Genomic DNA, 17329 nt, shown 5'->3' on the forward strand with positions numbered 1-17329 from the left:
GTCAGACAGCGTTTACTTGCTGCCGAGGGTCCAAAGGCCCTTATTCTTATCGAAGCGGAAGCCTGTCGCGTTCTTCAGCTCGTCCTTGGTGGCGTTTATGGTCAGCCACCATTTGTTGTTGCGCTCAGTGGCCTTGATGTCGCTGAAAGCGACCGCAATGTCCTTTTGGCCAATGCCAAGGAAACCACCCACCGAAATGATGGCGGCGCTGATCTTACCGCTGCGATCCACCACCAGATCCTTGACTTCGCCGATCTTGTTCTCCTTGGGATCGTAAATGTTCTGCTCGTGGATGTTCGAAACGAGCAGCGCGTTCTGCGGAAGCGTCGTCAGAAATTGCGGCTGCGCGCCAGTCGTTCCCGTGGTCGAGCGGTCCATGGCGCCAGACGGGCGATCCGTCGTGCGATTCATCATCTGTTCGGCCAAAGCCGCGCCTGACAGCGTCGCGATAAGCGCGCCGGCGAAGATGTAGGACTTGAACATGACTGTCTCCGTACAAGTTTTTAGCGCCACAACGAACGGCCGTTCGTGTGCGCCTAGAACAAGCATCGAAGACCGATGTTCCAAGCTTCGCGGCAGATATCCGAGTGATGACCGGCCGCGCGCGTCTGGAACGGTTCAGCTGATCAAATCGGATCCCACAGACCGGTGGCCTTGTCGAACTTATACGCGAGGGCCTTCTTCAGTAGGTCCTTCGTCGTATTGAGCGTGAGCCAGGTCTTGTTGTTCTTCTGAGTGATGGTGATCGCGGATACAGGAATCGCAATATGCTTCACGCCGATGCCGAGGAAGCCGCCGACGTTCAGCATCACGGCGTTTATGGAGCCGTCGGCGGAAAACAGCATGTCCGCAATCGAGCCGAGCTTCTTTTCATTGGGATCATAGACCGGCTGCTTGTACCAGGCGGAGACCACCGAACCATAGACCGGCAGCCGCTCGAGCGGCACGACCACAACGGTTTCGTTTTGAGCCCCCTGCGCGCCGGCCGGTAGCGGCGCGAAAACGGCAAGAGCGAGCGAGGCTGCGACGATGACGCGTTTCAGCATGAGAAAAATCCTTTTTGGAATGAGCGGCAGCCGGACTGCGCGCCGCCGCGCGAAACTCTCACGACGCAGCGCCCGTGCTACTTCACCTTCCAGGCGTGTTCGGCCGCATCATATTTGTAGCCGGTCGCCTTCTTCACGATGTCCTTTGTCGTATTGATGGTCAGCCACGTCTTGTTGTTCTTTTCTGTGACCGAGATGTCGTTGGCTGGAATGGCGACGTGCTTCGCGCCGATGCCAAGGAAGCCGCCGACGTCGAGCATGACGGCGTTGATCTCGCCGCCTGAAAACAGCATGTCGGTGATCACGCCGACTTTTTTATCGTTCAAGTCGTAGACCGGCTTTTTGTACCAGGCGGAAACCAGCGAGCCATAACGCGGCAACGCTTCCATAGGCACGACGACCTTGCTGTCCGGCGCGGCGGTTTCCGCGCGGACAGGATGGGCGACCGCGATGGCCATGCAGAATGAGAGCGCAATAAGCAAGGTTCTGTTCATTCGACCAATCTCCCCAACATCCTTGATACGACTGCGATCATAGCTGATTCATCGCGGCAGCACGCCCCAATAATCAAGATCAAGCAGCACCGCCGGGTCCGGCTTGCCGTCGGCGCCGTGGAGCGGAAAATCGGCGCAGGGCTTGTCCTTGGTCGCGACGAGCCGCAGGCGCAAAGCGCCGATATCCTGGCGCCCCGGAATCTCCGCCTTCTCCAGAACCTCCGACCAGGCGAAGACCGTGCCCCCGGCGAACAGCGGGTTGACGTGGCGTCCGCCGTTCACCGCCGAGATATGGAAGACGTTCTCCAGGCCGTTGAAGGACAGCGCCCTAGCGAGGGAAATCACATGGCCGCCGTAGATGATGCGCTTGCCGAAACGGCCCTGCGCCTCATAATATTGATTAAAATGGACTTTCGAGTTGTTCTGGTAGAGCCGGGTCGCGAGCTGGTGCTCCGCCTCCTCGACCGTCATGCCGTCGATATGGTCGATTTTCTCGCCCTGTTCGTAATCCCCCCAAAAATAGCGGGAGCCGGCGAGCGCCTTGTCATAGGCCCCGACATTGATCGCCGGCGCCGCCTTGCCAAGTTCGGAAGGGGCGACGGACTTCGGCAGATCGGGCACGACCTCGGGTCCCACAGGGGCGTCCTTGTCGCGCTTTTTCACCATCACCCAGCGCGCATAGCTCAGCACGGTCTCGCCGCGCTGATTGGCCCCTGTCGTGCGCACATAGACGACGCCGGTTTCCTTGTTGGAATTCTCCTTAAGGCCGATCACCTCTGAGGTCGCCGACAGCGTGTCGCCCGGATAGACGGGGATCAGAAATTTGAAATCGGCGTAGCCGAGATTGGCGATGGCGTTGAGCGAGACGTCGGGCACGGTCTTGCCGAGCACGAGATGAAATACGAGCAGATCGTCGATCGGCGCGCGCTCATAGCCGATCGCCTGCGCGAAGGCGGTCGAGGACTGCACGGCGAAGCGCGGCAAATACAGCGCCGTATAAAGTGCGACCTCGCCGACCGTGACCGTCCGCGGCGCCGCGTGGCGAATGACCTGGCCGATTTTGAAGTCCTCGAAGAAATTGCCGACGTTGATCTTCGACTTGCTCATGTCCTAACCGTTTGTTGGCGCCAGCTTGCCCAGCGCGTCGAGATAAAGCGCGGGCGCGCCCGCAACGAAAACTGTCTTGACGCGGCTTGTCGCGCCGGCGCGGATCGAAACCGCGCTTTTAGGAGTTCTTAGCGTCGCGGCGATCAGCGCGATCAGCGCCGCATTCGCCCGGCCGTTCTCCGGCGCGGCGCGCACCCGCGCCTTCAGGACGCTGCGGCCGTCGGCGAGAGTCTCCACGCCTTCGACGGCGTCGCGTCCGCCCTTCGGCGTCAGCCGCACGTAAAGCGCGACGCCCCCCGATTCGATCGCCCAGGCGGAGGATGCTTTCTCCGCGCCTCCTTCACCCAAGCGCGTACGCGCCGGCGCTGTTGGCGATGAGATCGCGCAGGAACTGCATGAGCAGCAGCAGAATGAGGGGAGAGATGTCGAGGCCGCCGACGCTGGGCAGCACCGAGCGGATCGGACCAAGCAGCGGCTCGGTCATCGCGTTCAGCCATTTCCAGATCGAATAGGCGACATTCGAGCGCATATTGATGACGTCGAAGGCCGTGAGCCAGGACACGACCACCGTGGCAAGCAGAATCCACCAGTAAATATCGATGATCGTGAGAAGAAGTTTGACCATAGCGTAGGACATGACCGGCTTCCAGCGGATGAGGTTCCGCCCTGTCTAGCCTCCCTGCCCCGTCGCGGCAATCCTTAGCCGGCCCTTCCTCCGCCGGCCCCGCTACAGGCCCGGCAGCAGCCGGTAATCGAGCAGCGCCGTCCAGCCGAGTCCGCCGATCGGCAGAAGCAGCGCGCGAATGGGCGGCTGCTGCGAAAGCGGCACGAATGAGCCTTGGCGTAATCCATCGACGAGTTTGAGGAGAGTTTCGAGCTGGGAGACCTTCTTTTCGGAATCGTCCGCGGCCTTAATCGCGACAAGCCGCTTTGTCAGCCGCGACTTTGCCGTCTCTCGCGCCTTTTCGGCGCTGAAGCAAAGCGCCATGGCGCACCCAAAAATGATGATGAACCCGACGATTTGCGTTGCAAGAATTGGCACGCTCAATGCGAATTCGGCGAAAGCGGTGCTCCGGGACATGATCATCAACGCAAAAATCGCGAAGGGGAAATAGATCAGCTTGCTAATGCAATTCGTGCGACTCGCAATGAAATTAAGGTCGATCCATTCGTCGAGCAAGGGATCTTTGAGTTCGAGCTTCCTCTCGAAAGTCTGATGCGTCTCCGGAGGCCAAAGAGTCTTATGTTTTCGTAGAGCGTTCACGAAATGCAGGCAAAGCAGCGTGGAATCGACAACCAAGAAAATCAGGATCAACATGAGAAACACGACAGGCGTCGTGACGTCGTAATATACTTTCCGCAGTTCGCCGCGCCATGGCACGTTTGGCGTGCCGAAGATGAACGACAGAAACGTGAACAGCATCAGCATCAAAATTACATACACGGCTATGCGATAAACGCTTGGCCAGAGGCCGCTTTTCGCCAGGTAGGCGTTCCAGATTTGGCTGATGTGAACTCTCCCATTCCCATCCTCGATTTCTGGCAGATGATAGGAGAGCATATCCCAGGTGACCGAGAACGGCCCCCGCCGGCTAGAAGCGGACTTTTTGTGTGCTTCATCTGCGGCCCTTTCTCCGAAGAATCTCGCGTTGACCTGCGTAAGATTGGCCTGAAGCTCCCGCCAAGCATCGAAGATCAAACAAAATGCGAGTATTGCGGCCATAACCCGTAACGCGATCGAAGGCCAAACGCTGATCCCCTGAGTCCAGGCTAGCGGCTCCCCCAAGCCATGCTCTGTGGCCGCCTCCGCGAAGTAATCCCATCTCGCGATCACCCCGGCTCCGAGCACCAGTATCGCTGCGAGGCCGACGCAGGTCGCACGAAGAAATGGAAAGACCATCTTGTTCCAATAGAATGCCGATATTACCACTGTAAGGAGCGCCAGTATCCCGACGATCCCAACAGTGCTTTTGGCCGAAAGTTTAGTGTACAAAGATGGTATCGTCGGATGGATTGCATCGCTTGCCCGCTGCGCCTCGCCGCTCACCTCGACTTTTGTAGGCAACGCGACAACTCCCCCACGCCTGTCAATTTCGAACATTCGTGGGTGGGAAATGCCGTCGCGTATTTTCTTGCGCAGTTCGCTATTCTCTTTGGCGTCCTTTTCTTGCGCGGCCACACGGGCTGCAAGAAAAGCGGCCGTCTGATAAGTCGATCGGAATGGCGGGATATCCTGCTGGAGTTCTTCGGACAGGGTGGGTCCATAGCTCGAGGCGATAATGAGATTGCGAGTCCACTGCAGCTCTTCCTGCCCGGCGAGCGCAGCATCGTAGTCGGTCGTGAAAAACACCGCCTCGGGGAAAAGTGGTCTAAGCGCGCGTAGAACGAGGAGCTTGTCGAACACGTCGTTGCCGAGCACCCCGATCGCCACGATTCCTTCCTTTTCCTGGGCTCGGACGTCATCGTCCTTCTCTTTGAGGCTCGCCGCCAGCCTGCGCAGATAATCGAATTGGTCTTGCCCGAAAGGACGCTCAAGCGCCTTGGTGTCCTCTTTCGCCTTTGAACTCTCGCTTCCGCTCCTCTTTTCCGCGTCCTCGCCTTTCGAATTGCCGCCGGCGCTCGTCGTCGGCAGCATCCCATCGAGGCCCCGATGATAAGTCTTGGTGTAAATCCAATCTGGCGCCCCGTTTCTTGCAATATCTTCTAAGCACTTTCGAGTATCTCTCCCGAAAATCCCCGGACACTGCAGCTCTCGAGCGAGCGCGTGTATCATGGAGCGTCCGTAGAGACTGTCACGGTCTGAGATCAAGACGACCTGCTGTTCTTTGCGACCATTTTGAACGCCGGCGGAACCGGGATTTACGCCTCTTTGGTTCAATTCAGCTGTAATAGCCCGCGCCAATGCATCGTCCTGGCCGTTCACGCGGAAGAGCCGCTCATAATAGCTCCTGATTCCTAGCTGCTCGTCGCTCACTGTCGCCCCGAACACGTAGAACTGAGCGTCCTCGGGCATTCCACCGCTTTCCGACAGGTTGGGTACTGGCGACAGAGATGCGGTTCTCGTTCTGCTTCGGCTCGGCGGCGGCGCTCTCACCACTTCGGGCTTACGAGCCTTTGCTAAGGCGAGCTGCCGAAGAATATCGGAAGAGTATGGGTCTAACACTTGATAGCTTATTGCAGCGCATTGGGCGGCGGACGCTGAAGCGCACAGCATTGTCTTAAATGCCGAGATTCTTTTCAGCGGATCGTGAGTGTCGGACAGGACATCCTCATCGATCCACAGCAGAAGTATCCGCTTCGATTTTTGTTTGTCCTGCTCAAACCATTCATACGGAACGGCGACCGGAAATCCTTTCATCTCATGGTCGCGAGGCCGAAAATATCCAATATGCTGCTCGTTGCGGGGTTCGTAACCTTCAAGATGAAAGCCGCTAAGTACGGCATATCGCAATCGGCGACGCGTTTCGCTGTCCTCGAAATAGGAGGCGCCTGGCGCGGTCACTGCGATGATGCGCGCGCTCTCGAGTTCGGAACGAAAATTTCCGCTGTCATCGGCGAGCGGCGACCGGCAATGCAGCGGAATTATCGACGCCTTCTTTGTCCACGCGTCCTCGCATTCCCTCCTTTCATCGGGATCTACCTTCTTGATTTGCCGGGCGACGGCGTCAAACGGATCCTGCCACAGCCGCGCCTCAACGTCCTCCGAATGAAACTTTTCCTCGATGCGCGATTCCATCGGCGGCGGGCGTAACACTGTGAGGGGCGCTTGCTGCGCATAAAAGTAAGCGCCAGTAGCGAAAAGGGCGACGACAATAGCGCCATTCGAGCCTAACCCCGCAGGGCTCTTTTTCTCGTCTTCAGACATAAGCTTACTCCGAAATCACTTTTGCGCCGTGCGGCGCCAATATAAAAAACAGGTCTCGCTTGGCCCGGCGCATCGGCCGGGAATCTTCCGCAAGCAAAAATTCCTTCAAGCGTCTAAAAAGCGCTACGGCAATCTGTAACGCTCTAAAAAATCGTGAGCCGACGTCGATCTTCTACTTCGCCGATGCAGGCAGGCTTAGCCTTTGCCGAGCACGCAGCTTCAGTAGTCAATGTAAACATTATGCAACAAGAAACCGCGATGGCAAGCGCTTGGCGGCGCGCCCGCGCGCCAAGCCAATTGACAGGATATCGCCCCCCGTGTACCCCACGCGCCGGAGCGGGGCTGTAGCTCAGATGGGAGAGCGCTGCAATCGCACTGCAGAGGTCCGGGGTTCGATTCCCCGCAGCTCCACCAGCCGCTCAAAGCCCTGCAAAGGGCTCGCTCTTGCCGCGCAAGGCCGCCGTAATCCGCGAGACGCGCGGTGCTCGGCCGCCTCATTGTTTCGAGCGGGTCCCGCGCCATATCCGGTGAGAAAATCTCCCGGAGCGCGCCGATGTATCGCAAAATTCTCCTGCCGATCGATATCACCGAACCTGAGATGACCCAGCGGGCGATCTCGGTCGCACAAGAATTGGCGAAGGCCTTCGATAGCGATATGCGCGTCGTCAACGTGCAATCGCTCCTGCCCATCTCTTTTCTCGACTACGTGCCTGAAAATTTCACTGTTCAGGTTCGTTGCGGCTTGGAGAAGGAAATAGCGGCGGTCGCCGCCAAGATCGACCGCGCGCCGGAACGCGTGTCCACGACGCTGCTGTTTGGTCCGGTCTATCAGAAAGTCTTGGCCGAGGCCGAGGAATGGGGCGCCGATCTGATCGTGCTGTGCTCGCATCGGCCAGGCATGGACCGATTTCTCATCGGCTCCAACGCAACGACCATCGTCAATCACGCGCCATGCTCGGTGCTGGTGGTGCGCGGCACGACGCCGTAACTCCTCTATAGCTTCCGCAGCACTGGTTCGGAGTCGCCATCGGCGACCGCGGCGACGCCTCGCGCGATGTGAACCTAAAATGGCGTCTCGGTGACGCGGCCTTCACGAAACTCTCATCACGCTCTCACATGATTTTGCTACCGACGCATCGATGCGGCGATCAGTGATGTCTCGCGAGGATGCCATGTCGAAAGAGGCGATGCAGAACGCCGGCGGTTCGGCGACGGAAAAACCTGAGAGCAACACCGGCAAGATCGTCGGCGGCGCCATCGCCGCGGCAATAGGCGGCACGATCGGCGCGCTGCTGATGGGCGGTTACGCCATCCTGCCGGCGGCGGTCGTCATCGGCCTGCTTGGCGTCGCGCTGGGCGCGGTGTTCGACTGAGCAGAATTTCGTGCCGGGCGTTGCGCTCTCGCGCGACCGGCACGGAAGCGTGCGTTTCGAGTTCGCGCGTGAGAAACTTGGCGGCTGAGCCTTCCTTAACCGGCAGGCGAAGCCGCTTCTTTTTCGCTCGCCGGCTTTTTCCTCCGCCACGAGCGTTCTTGATAACTCTAATGGAAGTTGATCGGCGGCGGCGCGGCCTTTCGCTTTGCTAAAGCCAGGCGTAAGAATATGAGTGGTTTTGAGGACTACGGCCTTGGGCGGAACCGTTTCGCTCCGGTTTAGTTAGTCCTGGGAACCGGGCCTTGCTGTCGGCCCAGTTTTATCTGGGGAGGATAGAGATGAAGAAAATTATTGGATTCGCTGCAGCGGCTGCCGTCCTGTTCGGCGCTTCCGCTTTCGCCAGCCCGCTGACCAGCGCCGCGAACGTCCGGTCCGGCCCCAGCCCGAAGTGGCCCGTCATCGGCCAGCTGCCCGCCGGCGTCGACGTCACAGTGCTCGATTGTGGCGGTGGCTGGAAACGCGACTGGTGCCAGATTCAGTCAGGCAACGTGAAAGGTTTCGTGGCCGCGGGCGTGCTCGGCACGCAAGGCAACAATGTCATCGTCGCGCCGGTGACCACCAACAACGACGTCGCCATCTACAAAGGCCCGGGGGTCAACTACAAGATCATCGGCAGCATCCCCGAGAACACCACGGTCAACATCGGCTCCTGCGTTTATGGCTGGGGCGAGACGACGTGGTGCAAGGTCAATTTCGGCGGCAAAAAGGGCTACGCGCTGCAATCCGAGCTGCAGCGTCAGAACTCCCTTTTCCCGATGTAATCTGCGCGGCGTGGCGCTGGAATGTCCCGCCGCCGCGCCGCTCTTTCGAGCGCGCCTCCGACGCCTTATGATGACGCGCGGCCCCTCGGTCGCTGTGAGGGCGCCGTAATTCAAGCCGAAGCACACCCAGCCGTTTCGGTGCGCGTCTCACCACTGACGCGACGCATGGTCGCGCCAAATCCGGGTCCGTTCACCTACACGGGAACATGCAGCTATGTCGTCGGAAATGGCGATGTGGCGATCATCGACCCCGGCCCTGACGACCCGCGCCATGTCGAGGCGCTGCTTGCAAGCATTAGCGGCGAGAGACTGCGCTACGTGCTGGTGACCCATACGCATCGCGATCACTCGCCGGCGGCGCGCGCCTTGAAGGAGGCGACGGGCGCAATCATCGCCGGCTGCGCGCCCTACCTGCCAAGCGAGTCGCAAGCCATCGGCGCCCCCAACCTCGACGCAGCCCATGATCCGATCTACGCGCCGGATATCGTGCTGAGGCACGGCGACGCGCTCGAAATCGGCGACGCTTCTCTTGTGGCCCTGGCGACGCCGGGTCATACGGCGAATCATCTCTGCTTCGGGCTCGGCAAGGAGCAGGCGCTCTTCACCGGCGACCATGTGATGGCCTGGTCGACCACTGTGATCGCGCCGCCGGACGGCTCCATGGGCGCCTATATGGCGTCGGTCGAACAGCTGCGCGGGCGCGACGACCGCATCTACTGGCCAGGGCACGGCGAACCGGTGCCTGATCCCCAGCGATTTCTGCGCGCCTTGCTTCATCACCGGCGCGCGCGCGAGGCCGCCATTCTTCAGCGTCTCGAATTGGGGGACGAAACGATCGCTGAGATCGTCGCGCATATTTACGAGAGCGTCGACAAACGTCTCCATCTCGCGGCGGCGATGACCGCCCTCGCCCATCTCGAAGATCTGATCTCGCGCGGCCTTGTCGACTGCGCCGGACAGCCGGTCTTGCAGGCGCGTTTCTCGCTGCGCCGAGGTTAGGGCGCGCCCGGCGCCTGCAGAAAGATCACAACGTCGTTCTTGTGCGCCCGCCCCAGGCGCTTGCGCGCCTCCTCCTCGAGGATGTCGGCGTCCACGGTTTCACCCTTGATGAGCGCCAGGCGGCCTTCCCAGTGCATGCGTTGAAGCTTGAGCAGATTGCGCTCCAGACGCAATTGCTCGAGCTTCTGCTCGTATTCTTCACCGATCTTGAGCCCGCGCTGGCCGTTAACGCCGTGCCAGATGAAATAGGCGGCCATGACGCCAGCCACTGTGTAGAGGCTAAGCGGGAACACGAGCGTATGAATCAGGACTCGGAGCCGATGCATGACCGCGAGGATAGCTTCGACCCGTTTAAAGCGTCGTTAAGGCTGACTCGATTTGGGCGCCGAGGCCGCCAGGCGGTTTGCAGGCCGCGCGATCCGCTCGATTTCGGCGCGCACCAGCTGCTCCACGAGCGCAGGCAGATTCGCCTCGAGCCATTGCTGCAGTATCGGCTGCAGCATCTCTTTTGCGCATCTGTCGAGAATGTCGCTCTCGCTGAACGCTACGCCAGCGGCGAGCGCTTGAAATTTCGACGCGACCGTCGCAGCGGACTCGTCCGAAAGCAACGCCCTATCCCTGACCGGCGCGATATCGCGGATCTCTATGCCCGGCTCCTGGCGCTCAACCACGCGTTCAATCTCCGATGACTCTCCGGCTTCCGTCAGTTCGGGTTCCGTCTCCTGAGGAGCATCGGCGACATACACCAGCCGAACGTCCCCTGATTCCGCGTCGTGCAGGTCGTCAATGAGCGACAACGGCGGTTCGTCCTCGCGTCGCCCAAGCACCGGCGCCGGATAGGCGCTGCGCGCCGTATCGACGTCGCGCGCACGCCGGCGATCATCGCGACGCGCGCCCGGCAGGCTGTCGTCATCGGCGATGATACGTCGGATGGAAGCGAGAATTTCCTCCATAGACGGCTCGTTCGCGCGCGCTTCGTCCTGCAACGAGTGCGACGGGGCGGATGCGTTCGCTGCGCTCATGGAGTTCTGCCGCTTTGCGCGCAAAGGACGCGCATGAGGGTGGACCGGATCTCTGACCGCGCTAGGCCCGCGAATCAACTCGGTCCGAATGAATTCCACACTTTTCGCGCTATGATGTCACCCGCATTCGTGAAATTCTTATTGGCCGTCGGGCGTGTCGATACCGAACCACAGGTCGTGCACCTGATTGAGATGGACGCTCGGATCGTAGAGCGCGACCGCGAGGTTGAGTTCTTGCGCCGACAAGCGTCCGATCGACCCCAGCGCCGCATAGGAGGCCACGACGCGATCGCGCTGCGACGTCACGAGGTTGACCCTGGCGTTGAGCAGAGACTGCTGCGCATTCAGCACATCAAGAGTCGTGCGTTGCCCGACTTTGGCCTCTTCGCGCACCCCGGCGAGCGCGGTCTCCGCCGCCTTCACCGCCGCCTGTCCCGAGATGATTGACGCCTTCGCGGTGTCCAGGAGTCCGTAGCTCGAGACGACGCTGGCTCGCACGCTGTCGCGCTGTAGATCGGCGTTGAGTCGGGCCTGTCCGAGTTGCTCCTTGGCTTGACGAATTGAGGCATATTCGGCGCCGCCCTGATAGAGCGGGACATTCAACTGCGCTATCGCTGATGCAGTGAACTGCTTCGATCCCGGCAATCCGAGAAAAGAGTCATATTGATTCGAAACCTGGCCGTTGACGGAGAGATTCGGCGCAAGCGCGCCTTCCGCGACCTTGACCGCGAGCGCCGCCGCATCCACCTGGTGAAAGGCCGCGGTCACGCCGGGATGCTCCACCAAAGCGATGGCGATCGCCTGCTCCAGCGACTTGGGCAGCAGCGGCTCAAGGCTGCGCCCCGGCTCGAGGTGTTTTGGCTCAGCGCCGATGATCTGGCGGTAGTTCGCCATGCTATTCTTAAGCTGCGCCTGCGCGGCGTAGAATTCCGAACGCGCCAGGGCGACCGAGGCTTCGGCCTGGGCGACGTCGGTTCGAGTCACTTCGCCGACCTGGAAGCGGTCGCGGCTCTGCTTGAGCTGTTCCTCAAGCACCGAAATGTTGTTTTTGCGCAGCGACACCACCGCCGTGTCGCGCAGCACGTTCATGTAGGCGGTTGCGCCGTTCTGAAGAATCGCCTGTTCGGTCAGGCGCATCGTCGAGCGCGCCGCGAAGACGCCCGACTCGGCCTGGCGCACGGAATTTTCCGTGCGGAAACCGTCGAACAGCGTCTGCGACATGTTCAGAGTCGCGCCGCGTGGATAGCCCACGTAGGTGTCTTGAAAATCGCCGCTGGCGCCCGACGCGGCGCCGGACTGTTGGCTGCTGCTGCCGCCAAAGGGAATCTTGATCGCGGCGTATTGCGCGCCGTACTGAGCCGTGATGCTGGCCTTCGGCCGGAGTCCCGCCTTCGCTTTCGGCGCCTCCTCGTCGCGCACCCGCACATTGGCGCGGCTCTGGTTGAGATCCGGATTGCCGTAATAGGCCCGCGCCAGAGCCGACCGAAGGCTCTCCGCAGAGGCGTGACCCGGCGAAAGAGCGACCAGTGCGGGCGCCAGTGCGGCAAACGCGCACGACAGGACGTTGGCCGACCGCCGCCACCCGAGGCCAAACCCGTCAATTCTCATTGTGCTCAACCTATCCTCGCGCGTCGACTTGCGCGCGCCACTCTCCGGCCGCGATGAGTCTCAACGGTGACACGCCGAATGCAACGCTAGGAACGCGATTAAGGCGAAATGGCGGCGCTAGAGGCTGAAGGCGGGCGCGTGCTCGAAGCCATCGAGCACCGGCGCCGTCGCCGAGAACAACGGCAGTTCGCCCGCCGAACGGCCTTCCTGGCGCTCGAAGCGCACGACTTGCTGGCCGGCGCGCGGCTCCGGCGTGACGATCGCCAGCAGCCGACCATCGGGCGTCAGCTGTTCGAACAACGCCTCGAGTCCTGCCTGAACGCGGCCGTGAACGATGATGACATCGTAAGGGGCGCCGCCTGCAAAGCCCTTTTCCAAAGGCCCCAGCTCGAATCGCACGTTGTCGCAGCCCAATGCTGCGAGGCCAGCCTTTGCGCAGGCGGCAAGACCGGAATCGCATTCCAGCGCGACAACCTCGTCGGCGAGGCCGGAGAGCAGTGCGGACGAGTATCCCACGCCGCCAATATCGAGCACTCTATCCTTCGCTTTGACGTCGGCGCTTTGAAGCATCCGGGCCAGCACGAGCGGCGGCAGCAGGGTGCGTTTGCGTCCGCTGGCGCCCTTCACGGAGATCGCCATATCCGAATAGGCGAGCGAGGCGAGCGAATCCGGCAGGAAAATCTCGCGCGGCGTCTCGAGGAAGCGCTCAAGCAGCGGCACATCGGTCACATCGAACGGACGAAGCTGGCGCTCGACCATGGTGTGGCGCAAAGTCGCTGTCGCCTCGCCCGTCTTCGTCACTTGCGCCACCTTGTCCAACATTCGCTTTCCGGCCTTGGCCGGCCCCTTGGAGGTCATGCTGCGGCGCGGAACCGCGCCGGCGTTTTATAGGCGCCGGCTCACGCCATGTCCATCGCTTGGCGCGCAGCTTTCCCACCGACGAGCGAACGGACGCCGTCGCCGCTCTCGCCCAATTCGCGCATCTGCTCAAGCGACGTCTTGTCGAGCACTTCGGCGATCGCCTCTCTCGCGCGCAGCATGACAAGGCGAACCGCGCATCGCGTCTCGTCCGTGCAGTCGTCGCAACGACGGTAGACCGTTTTGCTTGCGCATTGGATCGGCGCCAGCGGTCCGTCGAGCGCGCGCACAATATTGCCGACGCCTATGTCTGAAGGCGGCCGCGCCAACATATAGCCGCCACCCTTGCCTTTTTTCGAATGGACAAAGCCAGCGTTGCGCAGTTCGCCCAAAATTGCGTCGAGGAATTTCTTCGGAATTTGGTTCGATGCGGCGATATCCGCGACCAATGCGGTTTCTCCCGGCCGCACCCCCGCCAGATGAACCATGGCCTTGAGGCCATACTTAGCTTTTTTTGTCAGCATTCCCGTGACGACCTTTAGGGCCTAGGTCCGAACCGGACGCCCTTTGCGCCGGCATACTACTGCAGTCGACCGGCATGTTCATCTTTTCCCAAAAATCTGGCGCGGGGCGGAATTGACAAAGTTGACTAGATTTATAGAGTAAAATTAGCACCGCTGACGAAAGAAAGAAATGCCCGCCTTGTTGGACGCGCTCAGCGCGATCAATCTTCTCTACTCCGCTTCCGGCTTCTTCGTAGGCGCGCTTGTCGGATTCACGGGCGTCGGCGGCGGCTCGCTGATGACGCCGATCCTGATGCTGGTTTTCGGCGTGCCCCCGACGACCGCCGTTGGCACCGACCTCCTTTACGCCGCCATAACCAAGACGAATGGCACGCTCGTTCACGCCCTGCACGGCGCCGTCGACTGGCGCATCACCCGCCGGCTGGCCTACGGCAGCGTGCCCGCGAGCGTCGCGAGTCTTCTCGTCCTCTCCTGGCTCGGCAAGTCCGGCAGCCATGCGGCCAATGGGCTCATCACCTCGGCGCTTGGATTCGCGCTGCTGCTGACCGCCTTCTCGATTCTTTTCCGGCGGTGGATTCTCGATCACATTGCGAAACACACGAACGACATGAGCGATCGGCGCTTGCTGTGGCTGACGGCGATTCTCGGCGTTCTTCTCGGCGTGCTGGTCTCAATCTCCTCGGTCGGCGCCGGGGCGATCGGCATGACCGTGCTGCTGGCGCTGTATTCGCATACGCCGACGGCGCGTCTTGTCGGCTCCGATATCGCCCACGCCGTGCCGCTGACTCTGATTGCCGGCTTCGGGCACTGGTTGATGGGCGGAGTCGACTGGTTGATGCTTCTTTCGCTCCTCATCGGGTCTCTTCCAGGCATCGCCATTGGCGCCCATTTCGCTTCTCGGGTTCCCGACCGCTACCTGCGGCCGGCTCTTGCGAGCGTCATGGCTGTGGTCGGAATCAAACTCTCAATCTAGACCTCATCCTTTTTTCCTGGGGGCGAAACATGTCGCAGGCAGCACCGAGTTTCACGCCGCCGGCCAAACCTGGCCGAGGCCGAATCTATGATTCCATCACACAGACGATCGGCGATACGCCGCTCGTCCGGCTCGATCGGTTTGCGCGGGAGCGCGGCGTAAAGGCGAATCTCCTCGCCAAACTCGAATTCTTCAACCCGATCGCGAGCGTCAAAGACCGCATCGGCGTGAGCATGATCGAGTCGCTCGAAAAGAGCGGCACGATAACGCCTGGGAAATCGGTTCTGATCGAGCCGACCTCCGGCAATACCGGCATTGCTCTCGCCTTCGTCGCCGCCGCGCGCGGCTATCGACTTATTCTCGTCATGCCGGAATCCATGTCGATCGAGCGACGCAAGATGCTGGCCCTGCTCGGCGCCGAGTTGGTGCTCACCCCCGCGTCGCAGGGCATGAAGGGCGCGCTCGCCAAGGCCACGGAACTTGCCGCCGAGAATCCCGGGGCCGTCATTCCCCAGCAGTTCGAAAATCCAGCCAACCCCGAGATTCACCGCGCAACGACGGCCGAGGAAATCTGGAACGACACGAACGGCGAGGTCGACTATTTCGTTTCGGGCGTGGGCACTGGCGGCACGATCACCGGCGTCGGCCAGGCGCTGAAGGCGCGCCGGCCCGGCTTGCGCGTCGTGGCCGTGGAGCCCGAAGATTCAGCCGTGCTTTCGGGACGACCGCCCGGTCCGCACAAGATTCAGGGCATCGGCGCAGGCTTCGTGCCGCCCATTCTCGATCGCAGCGTCATCGACGAGATCATCACCATCGGCAATCAGACGGCGTTCGAGACGGCGCGTCTGCTCGCTCGGACAGAGGGGATTCCGGTGGGCATCTCGTCAGGCGCCGCCGTCGCCGCCGCATTGGAGATCGCCGGCCGCCCCGAGGCCGAGGGCAAGAATATCGTCCTGATCATCCCGTCCTTCGCCGAACGCTATCTTTCCACGGCGCTGTTCGAAGGGCTGTAACGGAAACGCGCCGAAAATCGGCGCGCGTTCCTTAAGCCTTGGGCGATCAGCTGCGCTTGCGCTTTTGCGGCTGCTTGGCCGCCGGGTTCGCCGCTTGCGGCTGCTGAGCGGCCTGACGAGGCGTCGCCTGCGCGATCTTGCGGCGGTGCAGCGCATGACGCGCATAAGCGCCTGTGACATAGCCGACCGCGACAATGATGATGTAGACGATCACCAGGAAGCCGCCACGCTGATTGGCGGACGCCGCCTTTTCCAAGAGGCTGACAACTTCAGTCTGGTCAATAAATTTGTCGGCGATGATTCCGCAAATAATGCCGACGATTGGCACGAGCCAGGACGGCAGCCGGAAATATCCGAGCGCCGCGGCGAGAAGAAACGCCACGAGACCGAAGACGTGTATAAACTCGATCAAGATTGACTGGATGATGAGCCCAACAAAGCGGATGAGCTTGATCATTTCTACTCCCCTACGATCATTGCTTTTGGAGAAGCTTACACATTTGGCAGATGCTGCGCGAGCGCTTCGAGCACCGCCATACGCACCGCGACGCCCATCTCGACCTGTTCGCGAATAAGCGAGCGCGCGCTGTCGGCGACGGCGGTGTCGATTTCCACGCCGCGATTCATCGGCCCGGGATGCATGACGAGCGCATCGGGCGCCGCATAGGCCAGCTTCTCTTCGTCGAGCCCGAAGAAGTGGAAATATTCGCGGGCGCTCGGCGTCATCGCGCCGGTCATGCGCTCACGCTGAAGGCGCAGCATCATGACGATGTCAGCGCCGTCAAGGCCGCGCCTCATGTCGTGAAACACCTCGACGCCCAGCCGCGAAAGGCTGTCCGGCGCAAGCGTCGAAGGCCCGACGACGCGCACCCGGGCGCCAAGCGCGCCAAGCAGCAGGATGTTTGAGCGCGCGACGCGCGAATGGAGAATGTCGCCGCAAATCGCGATCGTCAGCCCTTCGATGCGGCCCTTGTTCCGCCTGATCGTCAGCGCGTCGAGCAGCGCCTGGGTCGGATGTTCATGCGCGCCGTCGCCGGCGTTGACGACGGAACAGTCGACCTTGCGCGCCAGAAGATGCGCCGCGCCTGCATGCGCGTGGCGAACCACGATGATATCCGGCCGCATTGCGTTGAGCGTCACCGCCGTGTCGATCAGCGTCTCGCCTTTCGACTCCGAGGAGCGGGCGACCGACATGTTCATCACATCCGCGCCCAGACGCTTGCCGGCGATCTCGAAGGACGCCTGCGTGCGCGTTGACGATTCGTAAAACAGATTGATTTGCGTCCGCCCGCGCAAACTCGAACGCTTCTTGTCGACCCGTCGCGACACTTCGATCGCCTCCTCGGCCATGTCGAGGAGGGTGACGATGTCAGGACGGCTCAAACCTTCAATGCCGAGAAGGTGGCGGTGCGGGAAATAAGCTGGCGTCGCCCCTGATTGCATGCGCCGTCTATAGCAGCTTTGACCAGCACCGAAAGCGCCATCCGTGCAAGCCCGAACGGTCCCCTCGCTCATCTTGCCTTGACATATACTCGGGCCGAGCACATGTCTTGCGTGACGAGGTTGCGAGATCCTCATCCGCGGCTTAGTCTTGGAAGCTTGAGCGCTCCGAGCGGTCTCCGTCTC

Annotated in this window: 20 protein-coding genes and 1 tRNA gene; 7 read left to right on the forward strand and 14 right to left on the reverse strand. The window is 61.1% G+C overall.

What is annotated here, in order from left to right:
* Positions 1-12: 12 nt before the first annotated feature.
* The 7 genes from NEI07_RS02795 to NEI07_RS02825 all read right to left on the reverse strand — a co-directional run bounded on the left by NEI07_RS02795 (position 13) and on the right by NEI07_RS02825 (position 6149).
* Positions 13-483 (reverse strand): PRC-barrel domain-containing protein, encoded by a 471-nt coding sequence (locus NEI07_RS02795; RefSeq protein WP_256032535.1) that lies wholly within the window; start codon positions 481-483, stop codon positions 13-15.
* Positions 484-626: 143 nt separating this feature from the next.
* On the reverse strand, positions 627-1046 hold the full coding sequence (locus NEI07_RS02800; protein WP_256032536.1) for a PRC-barrel domain-containing protein: 420 nt from the start codon (positions 1044-1046) through the stop codon (positions 627-629).
* Positions 1047-1123: 77 nt separating this feature from the next.
* On the reverse strand, positions 1124-1540 hold the full coding sequence (locus NEI07_RS02805; protein ID WP_256032537.1) for a PRC-barrel domain-containing protein: 417 nt from the start codon (positions 1538-1540) through the stop codon (positions 1124-1126).
* 48 nt (positions 1541-1588) lie between these two features.
* Positions 1589-2647 (reverse strand): MaoC family dehydratase, encoded by a 1059-nt coding sequence (locus tag NEI07_RS02810; RefSeq protein WP_256032539.1) that lies wholly within the window; start codon positions 2645-2647, stop codon positions 1589-1591.
* Between the two features lie 3 nt (positions 2648-2650).
* Positions 2651-2995, reverse strand: a complete 345-nt coding sequence (locus NEI07_RS02815) for a DUF167 family protein (protein ID WP_256032541.1) — start codon at positions 2993-2995, stop codon at positions 2651-2653.
* Positions 2988-3284: a YggT family protein gene (locus NEI07_RS02820; protein WP_026222972.1), complete on the reverse strand. Its 297-nt coding sequence runs from the start codon at positions 3282-3284 to the stop codon at positions 2988-2990. The genes NEI07_RS02815 and NEI07_RS02820 overlap by 8 nt, the downstream gene beginning before the upstream one ends.
* 90 nt (positions 3285-3374) lie before the next feature.
* Positions 3375-6149: a hypothetical protein gene (locus NEI07_RS02825; protein WP_256032545.1), complete on the reverse strand. Its 2775-nt coding sequence runs from the start codon at positions 6147-6149 to the stop codon at positions 3375-3377.
* 701 nt (positions 6150-6850) lie between these two features.
* Here NEI07_RS02825 and NEI07_RS02830 point away from each other — a divergent pair.
* The 5 genes from NEI07_RS02830 to NEI07_RS02850 all read left to right on the forward strand — a co-directional run bounded on the left by NEI07_RS02830 (position 6851) and on the right by NEI07_RS02850 (position 9705).
* Positions 6851-6926 (forward strand) — tRNA-Ala (locus NEI07_RS02830).
* 139 nt (positions 6927-7065) lie between these two features.
* Positions 7066-7500: a universal stress protein gene (locus tag NEI07_RS02835; protein ID WP_256032547.1), complete on the forward strand. Its 435-nt coding sequence runs from the start codon at positions 7066-7068 to the stop codon at positions 7498-7500.
* A gap of 166 nt (positions 7501-7666) precedes the next feature.
* A complete protein-coding gene (locus NEI07_RS02840; protein WP_256032548.1) occupies positions 7667-7885 on the forward strand; it encodes a hypothetical protein in 219 nt (72 codons plus the stop codon).
* 338 nt (positions 7886-8223) lie between these two features.
* Entirely contained in the window at positions 8224-8706 is a 483-nt protein-coding gene (locus NEI07_RS02845) for an SH3 domain-containing protein (RefSeq protein ID WP_256032549.1), read from the forward strand.
* A 165-nt stretch (positions 8707-8871) separates the two neighbouring features.
* Positions 8872-9705 carry an MBL fold metallo-hydrolase gene (locus NEI07_RS02850; protein WP_256032550.1) on the forward strand — a complete coding sequence of 278 codons (834 nt, stop codon included), beginning with the start codon at positions 8872-8874 and terminating at the stop codon, positions 9703-9705.
* On the opposite strand, the gene NEI07_RS02855 is transcribed toward NEI07_RS02850, so the two are convergent.
* The 5 genes from NEI07_RS02855 to NEI07_RS02875 form a co-directional block, all read right to left on the reverse strand.
* Positions 9702-9962: an FtsB family cell division protein gene (locus NEI07_RS02855; protein ID WP_256032551.1), complete on the reverse strand. Its 261-nt coding sequence runs from the start codon at positions 9960-9962 to the stop codon at positions 9702-9704. The two genes, NEI07_RS02850 and NEI07_RS02855, sit on opposite strands and share 4 nt — an antisense overlap.
* A gap of 105 nt (positions 9963-10067) precedes the next feature.
* Positions 10068-10658 (reverse strand): PopZ family protein, encoded by a 591-nt coding sequence (locus NEI07_RS02860; protein WP_256032552.1) that lies wholly within the window; start codon positions 10656-10658, stop codon positions 10068-10070.
* A 207-nt stretch (positions 10659-10865) separates the two neighbouring features.
* Positions 10866-12335: a TolC family outer membrane protein gene (locus tag NEI07_RS02865; RefSeq protein ID WP_256032553.1), complete on the reverse strand. Its 1470-nt coding sequence runs from the start codon at positions 12333-12335 to the stop codon at positions 10866-10868.
* Between the two features lie 117 nt (positions 12336-12452).
* The gene (locus NEI07_RS02870; protein WP_256032554.1) at positions 12453-13157 is read right to left on the reverse strand and encodes a protein-L-isoaspartate O-methyltransferase family protein; all 705 of its coding nucleotides are present in this window, start codon (positions 13155-13157) and stop codon (positions 12453-12455) included.
* A gap of 77 nt (positions 13158-13234) precedes the next feature.
* A complete protein-coding gene (locus tag NEI07_RS02875; protein ID WP_256032556.1) occupies positions 13235-13717 on the reverse strand; it encodes an RrF2 family transcriptional regulator in 483 nt (160 codons plus the stop codon).
* A 169-nt stretch (positions 13718-13886) separates the two neighbouring features.
* On the opposite strand from NEI07_RS02875, the gene NEI07_RS02880 reads away from it, so the two are divergent.
* Together NEI07_RS02880 and cysK are read left to right on the forward strand one after the other, a co-directional pair.
* Positions 13887-14690: a sulfite exporter TauE/SafE family protein gene (locus tag NEI07_RS02880; protein ID WP_256032557.1), complete on the forward strand. Its 804-nt coding sequence runs from the start codon at positions 13887-13889 to the stop codon at positions 14688-14690.
* A gap of 29 nt (positions 14691-14719) precedes the next feature.
* Positions 14720-15703 carry a cysteine synthase A gene (gene cysK / locus NEI07_RS02885; RefSeq protein WP_256032559.1) on the forward strand — a complete coding sequence of 328 codons (984 nt, stop codon included), beginning with the start codon at positions 14720-14722 and terminating at the stop codon, positions 15701-15703.
* Positions 15704-15749: 46 nt separating this feature from the next.
* Here cysK and NEI07_RS02890 read toward each other — a convergent pair whose 3' ends face one another.
* Positions 15750-16160 (reverse strand): hypothetical protein, encoded by a 411-nt coding sequence (locus NEI07_RS02890; RefSeq protein WP_256032560.1) that lies wholly within the window; start codon positions 16158-16160, stop codon positions 15750-15752.
* A gap of 35 nt (positions 16161-16195) precedes the next feature.
* Positions 16196-17146 (reverse strand): aspartate carbamoyltransferase catalytic subunit, encoded by a 951-nt coding sequence (locus NEI07_RS02895; RefSeq protein WP_256032561.1) that lies wholly within the window; start codon positions 17144-17146, stop codon positions 16196-16198.
* Positions 17147-17329 lie beyond the last annotated feature (183 nt).

This window comes from Methylocystis suflitae (genome assembly GCF_024448135.1).
Taxonomy (GTDB): Bacteria; Pseudomonadota; Alphaproteobacteria; order Rhizobiales; family Beijerinckiaceae; genus Methylocystis; species Methylocystis suflitae.

What these genes read in the sequence shown, in the direction of transcription:
- NEI07_RS02875 (WP_256032556.1), bottom strand. Translation starts at nt 13,717, where the DNA reads ATGCTGACAAAAAAAGCTAAGTATGGCCTCAAGGCCATGGTTCATCTG.
- NEI07_RS02845 (WP_256032549.1), top strand. Translation starts at nt 8,224, where the DNA reads ATGAAGAAAATTATTGGATTCGCTGCAGCGGCTGCCGTCCTGTTCGGC.
- NEI07_RS02860 (WP_256032552.1), bottom strand. Translation starts at nt 10,658, where the DNA reads ATGGAGGAAATTCTCGCTTCCATCCGACGTATCATCGCCGATGACGAC.
- NEI07_RS02805 (WP_256032537.1), bottom strand. Translation starts at nt 1,540, where the DNA reads ATGAACAGAACCTTGCTTATTGCGCTCTCATTCTGCATGGCCATCGCG.
- NEI07_RS02895 (WP_256032561.1), bottom strand. Translation starts at nt 17,146, where the DNA reads ATGCAATCAGGGGCGACGCCAGCTTATTTCCCGCACCGCCACCTTCTC.
- NEI07_RS02795 (WP_256032535.1), bottom strand. Translation starts at nt 483, where the DNA reads ATGTTCAAGTCCTACATCTTCGCCGGCGCGCTTATCGCGACGCTGTCA.
- NEI07_RS02850 (WP_256032550.1), top strand. Translation starts at nt 8,872, where the DNA reads ATGGTCGCGCCAAATCCGGGTCCGTTCACCTACACGGGAACATGCAGC.
- NEI07_RS02890 (WP_256032560.1), bottom strand. Translation starts at nt 16,160, where the DNA reads ATGATCAAGCTCATCCGCTTTGTTGGGCTCATCATCCAGTCAATCTTG.
- cysK (WP_256032559.1), top strand. Translation starts at nt 14,720, where the DNA reads ATGTCGCAGGCAGCACCGAGTTTCACGCCGCCGGCCAAACCTGGCCGA.
- NEI07_RS02865 (WP_256032553.1), bottom strand. Translation starts at nt 12,335, where the DNA reads ATGAGAATTGACGGGTTTGGCCTCGGGTGGCGGCGGTCGGCCAACGTC.
- NEI07_RS02855 (WP_256032551.1), bottom strand. Translation starts at nt 9,962, where the DNA reads ATGGCCGCCTATTTCATCTGGCACGGCGTTAACGGCCAGCGCGGGCTC.
- NEI07_RS02870 (WP_256032554.1), bottom strand. Translation starts at nt 13,157, where the DNA reads ATGTTGGACAAGGTGGCGCAAGTGACGAAGACGGGCGAGGCGACAGCG.
- NEI07_RS02810 (WP_256032539.1), bottom strand. Translation starts at nt 2,647, where the DNA reads ATGAGCAAGTCGAAGATCAACGTCGGCAATTTCTTCGAGGACTTCAAA.
- NEI07_RS02880 (WP_256032557.1), top strand. Translation starts at nt 13,887, where the DNA reads ATGCCCGCCTTGTTGGACGCGCTCAGCGCGATCAATCTTCTCTACTCC.
- NEI07_RS02800 (WP_256032536.1), bottom strand. Translation starts at nt 1,046, where the DNA reads ATGCTGAAACGCGTCATCGTCGCAGCCTCGCTCGCTCTTGCCGTTTTC.
- NEI07_RS02840 (WP_256032548.1), top strand. Translation starts at nt 7,667, where the DNA reads ATGTCTCGCGAGGATGCCATGTCGAAAGAGGCGATGCAGAACGCCGGC.
- NEI07_RS02835 (WP_256032547.1), top strand. Translation starts at nt 7,066, where the DNA reads ATGTATCGCAAAATTCTCCTGCCGATCGATATCACCGAACCTGAGATG.
- NEI07_RS02820 (WP_026222972.1), bottom strand. Translation starts at nt 3,284, where the DNA reads ATGTCCTACGCTATGGTCAAACTTCTTCTCACGATCATCGATATTTAC.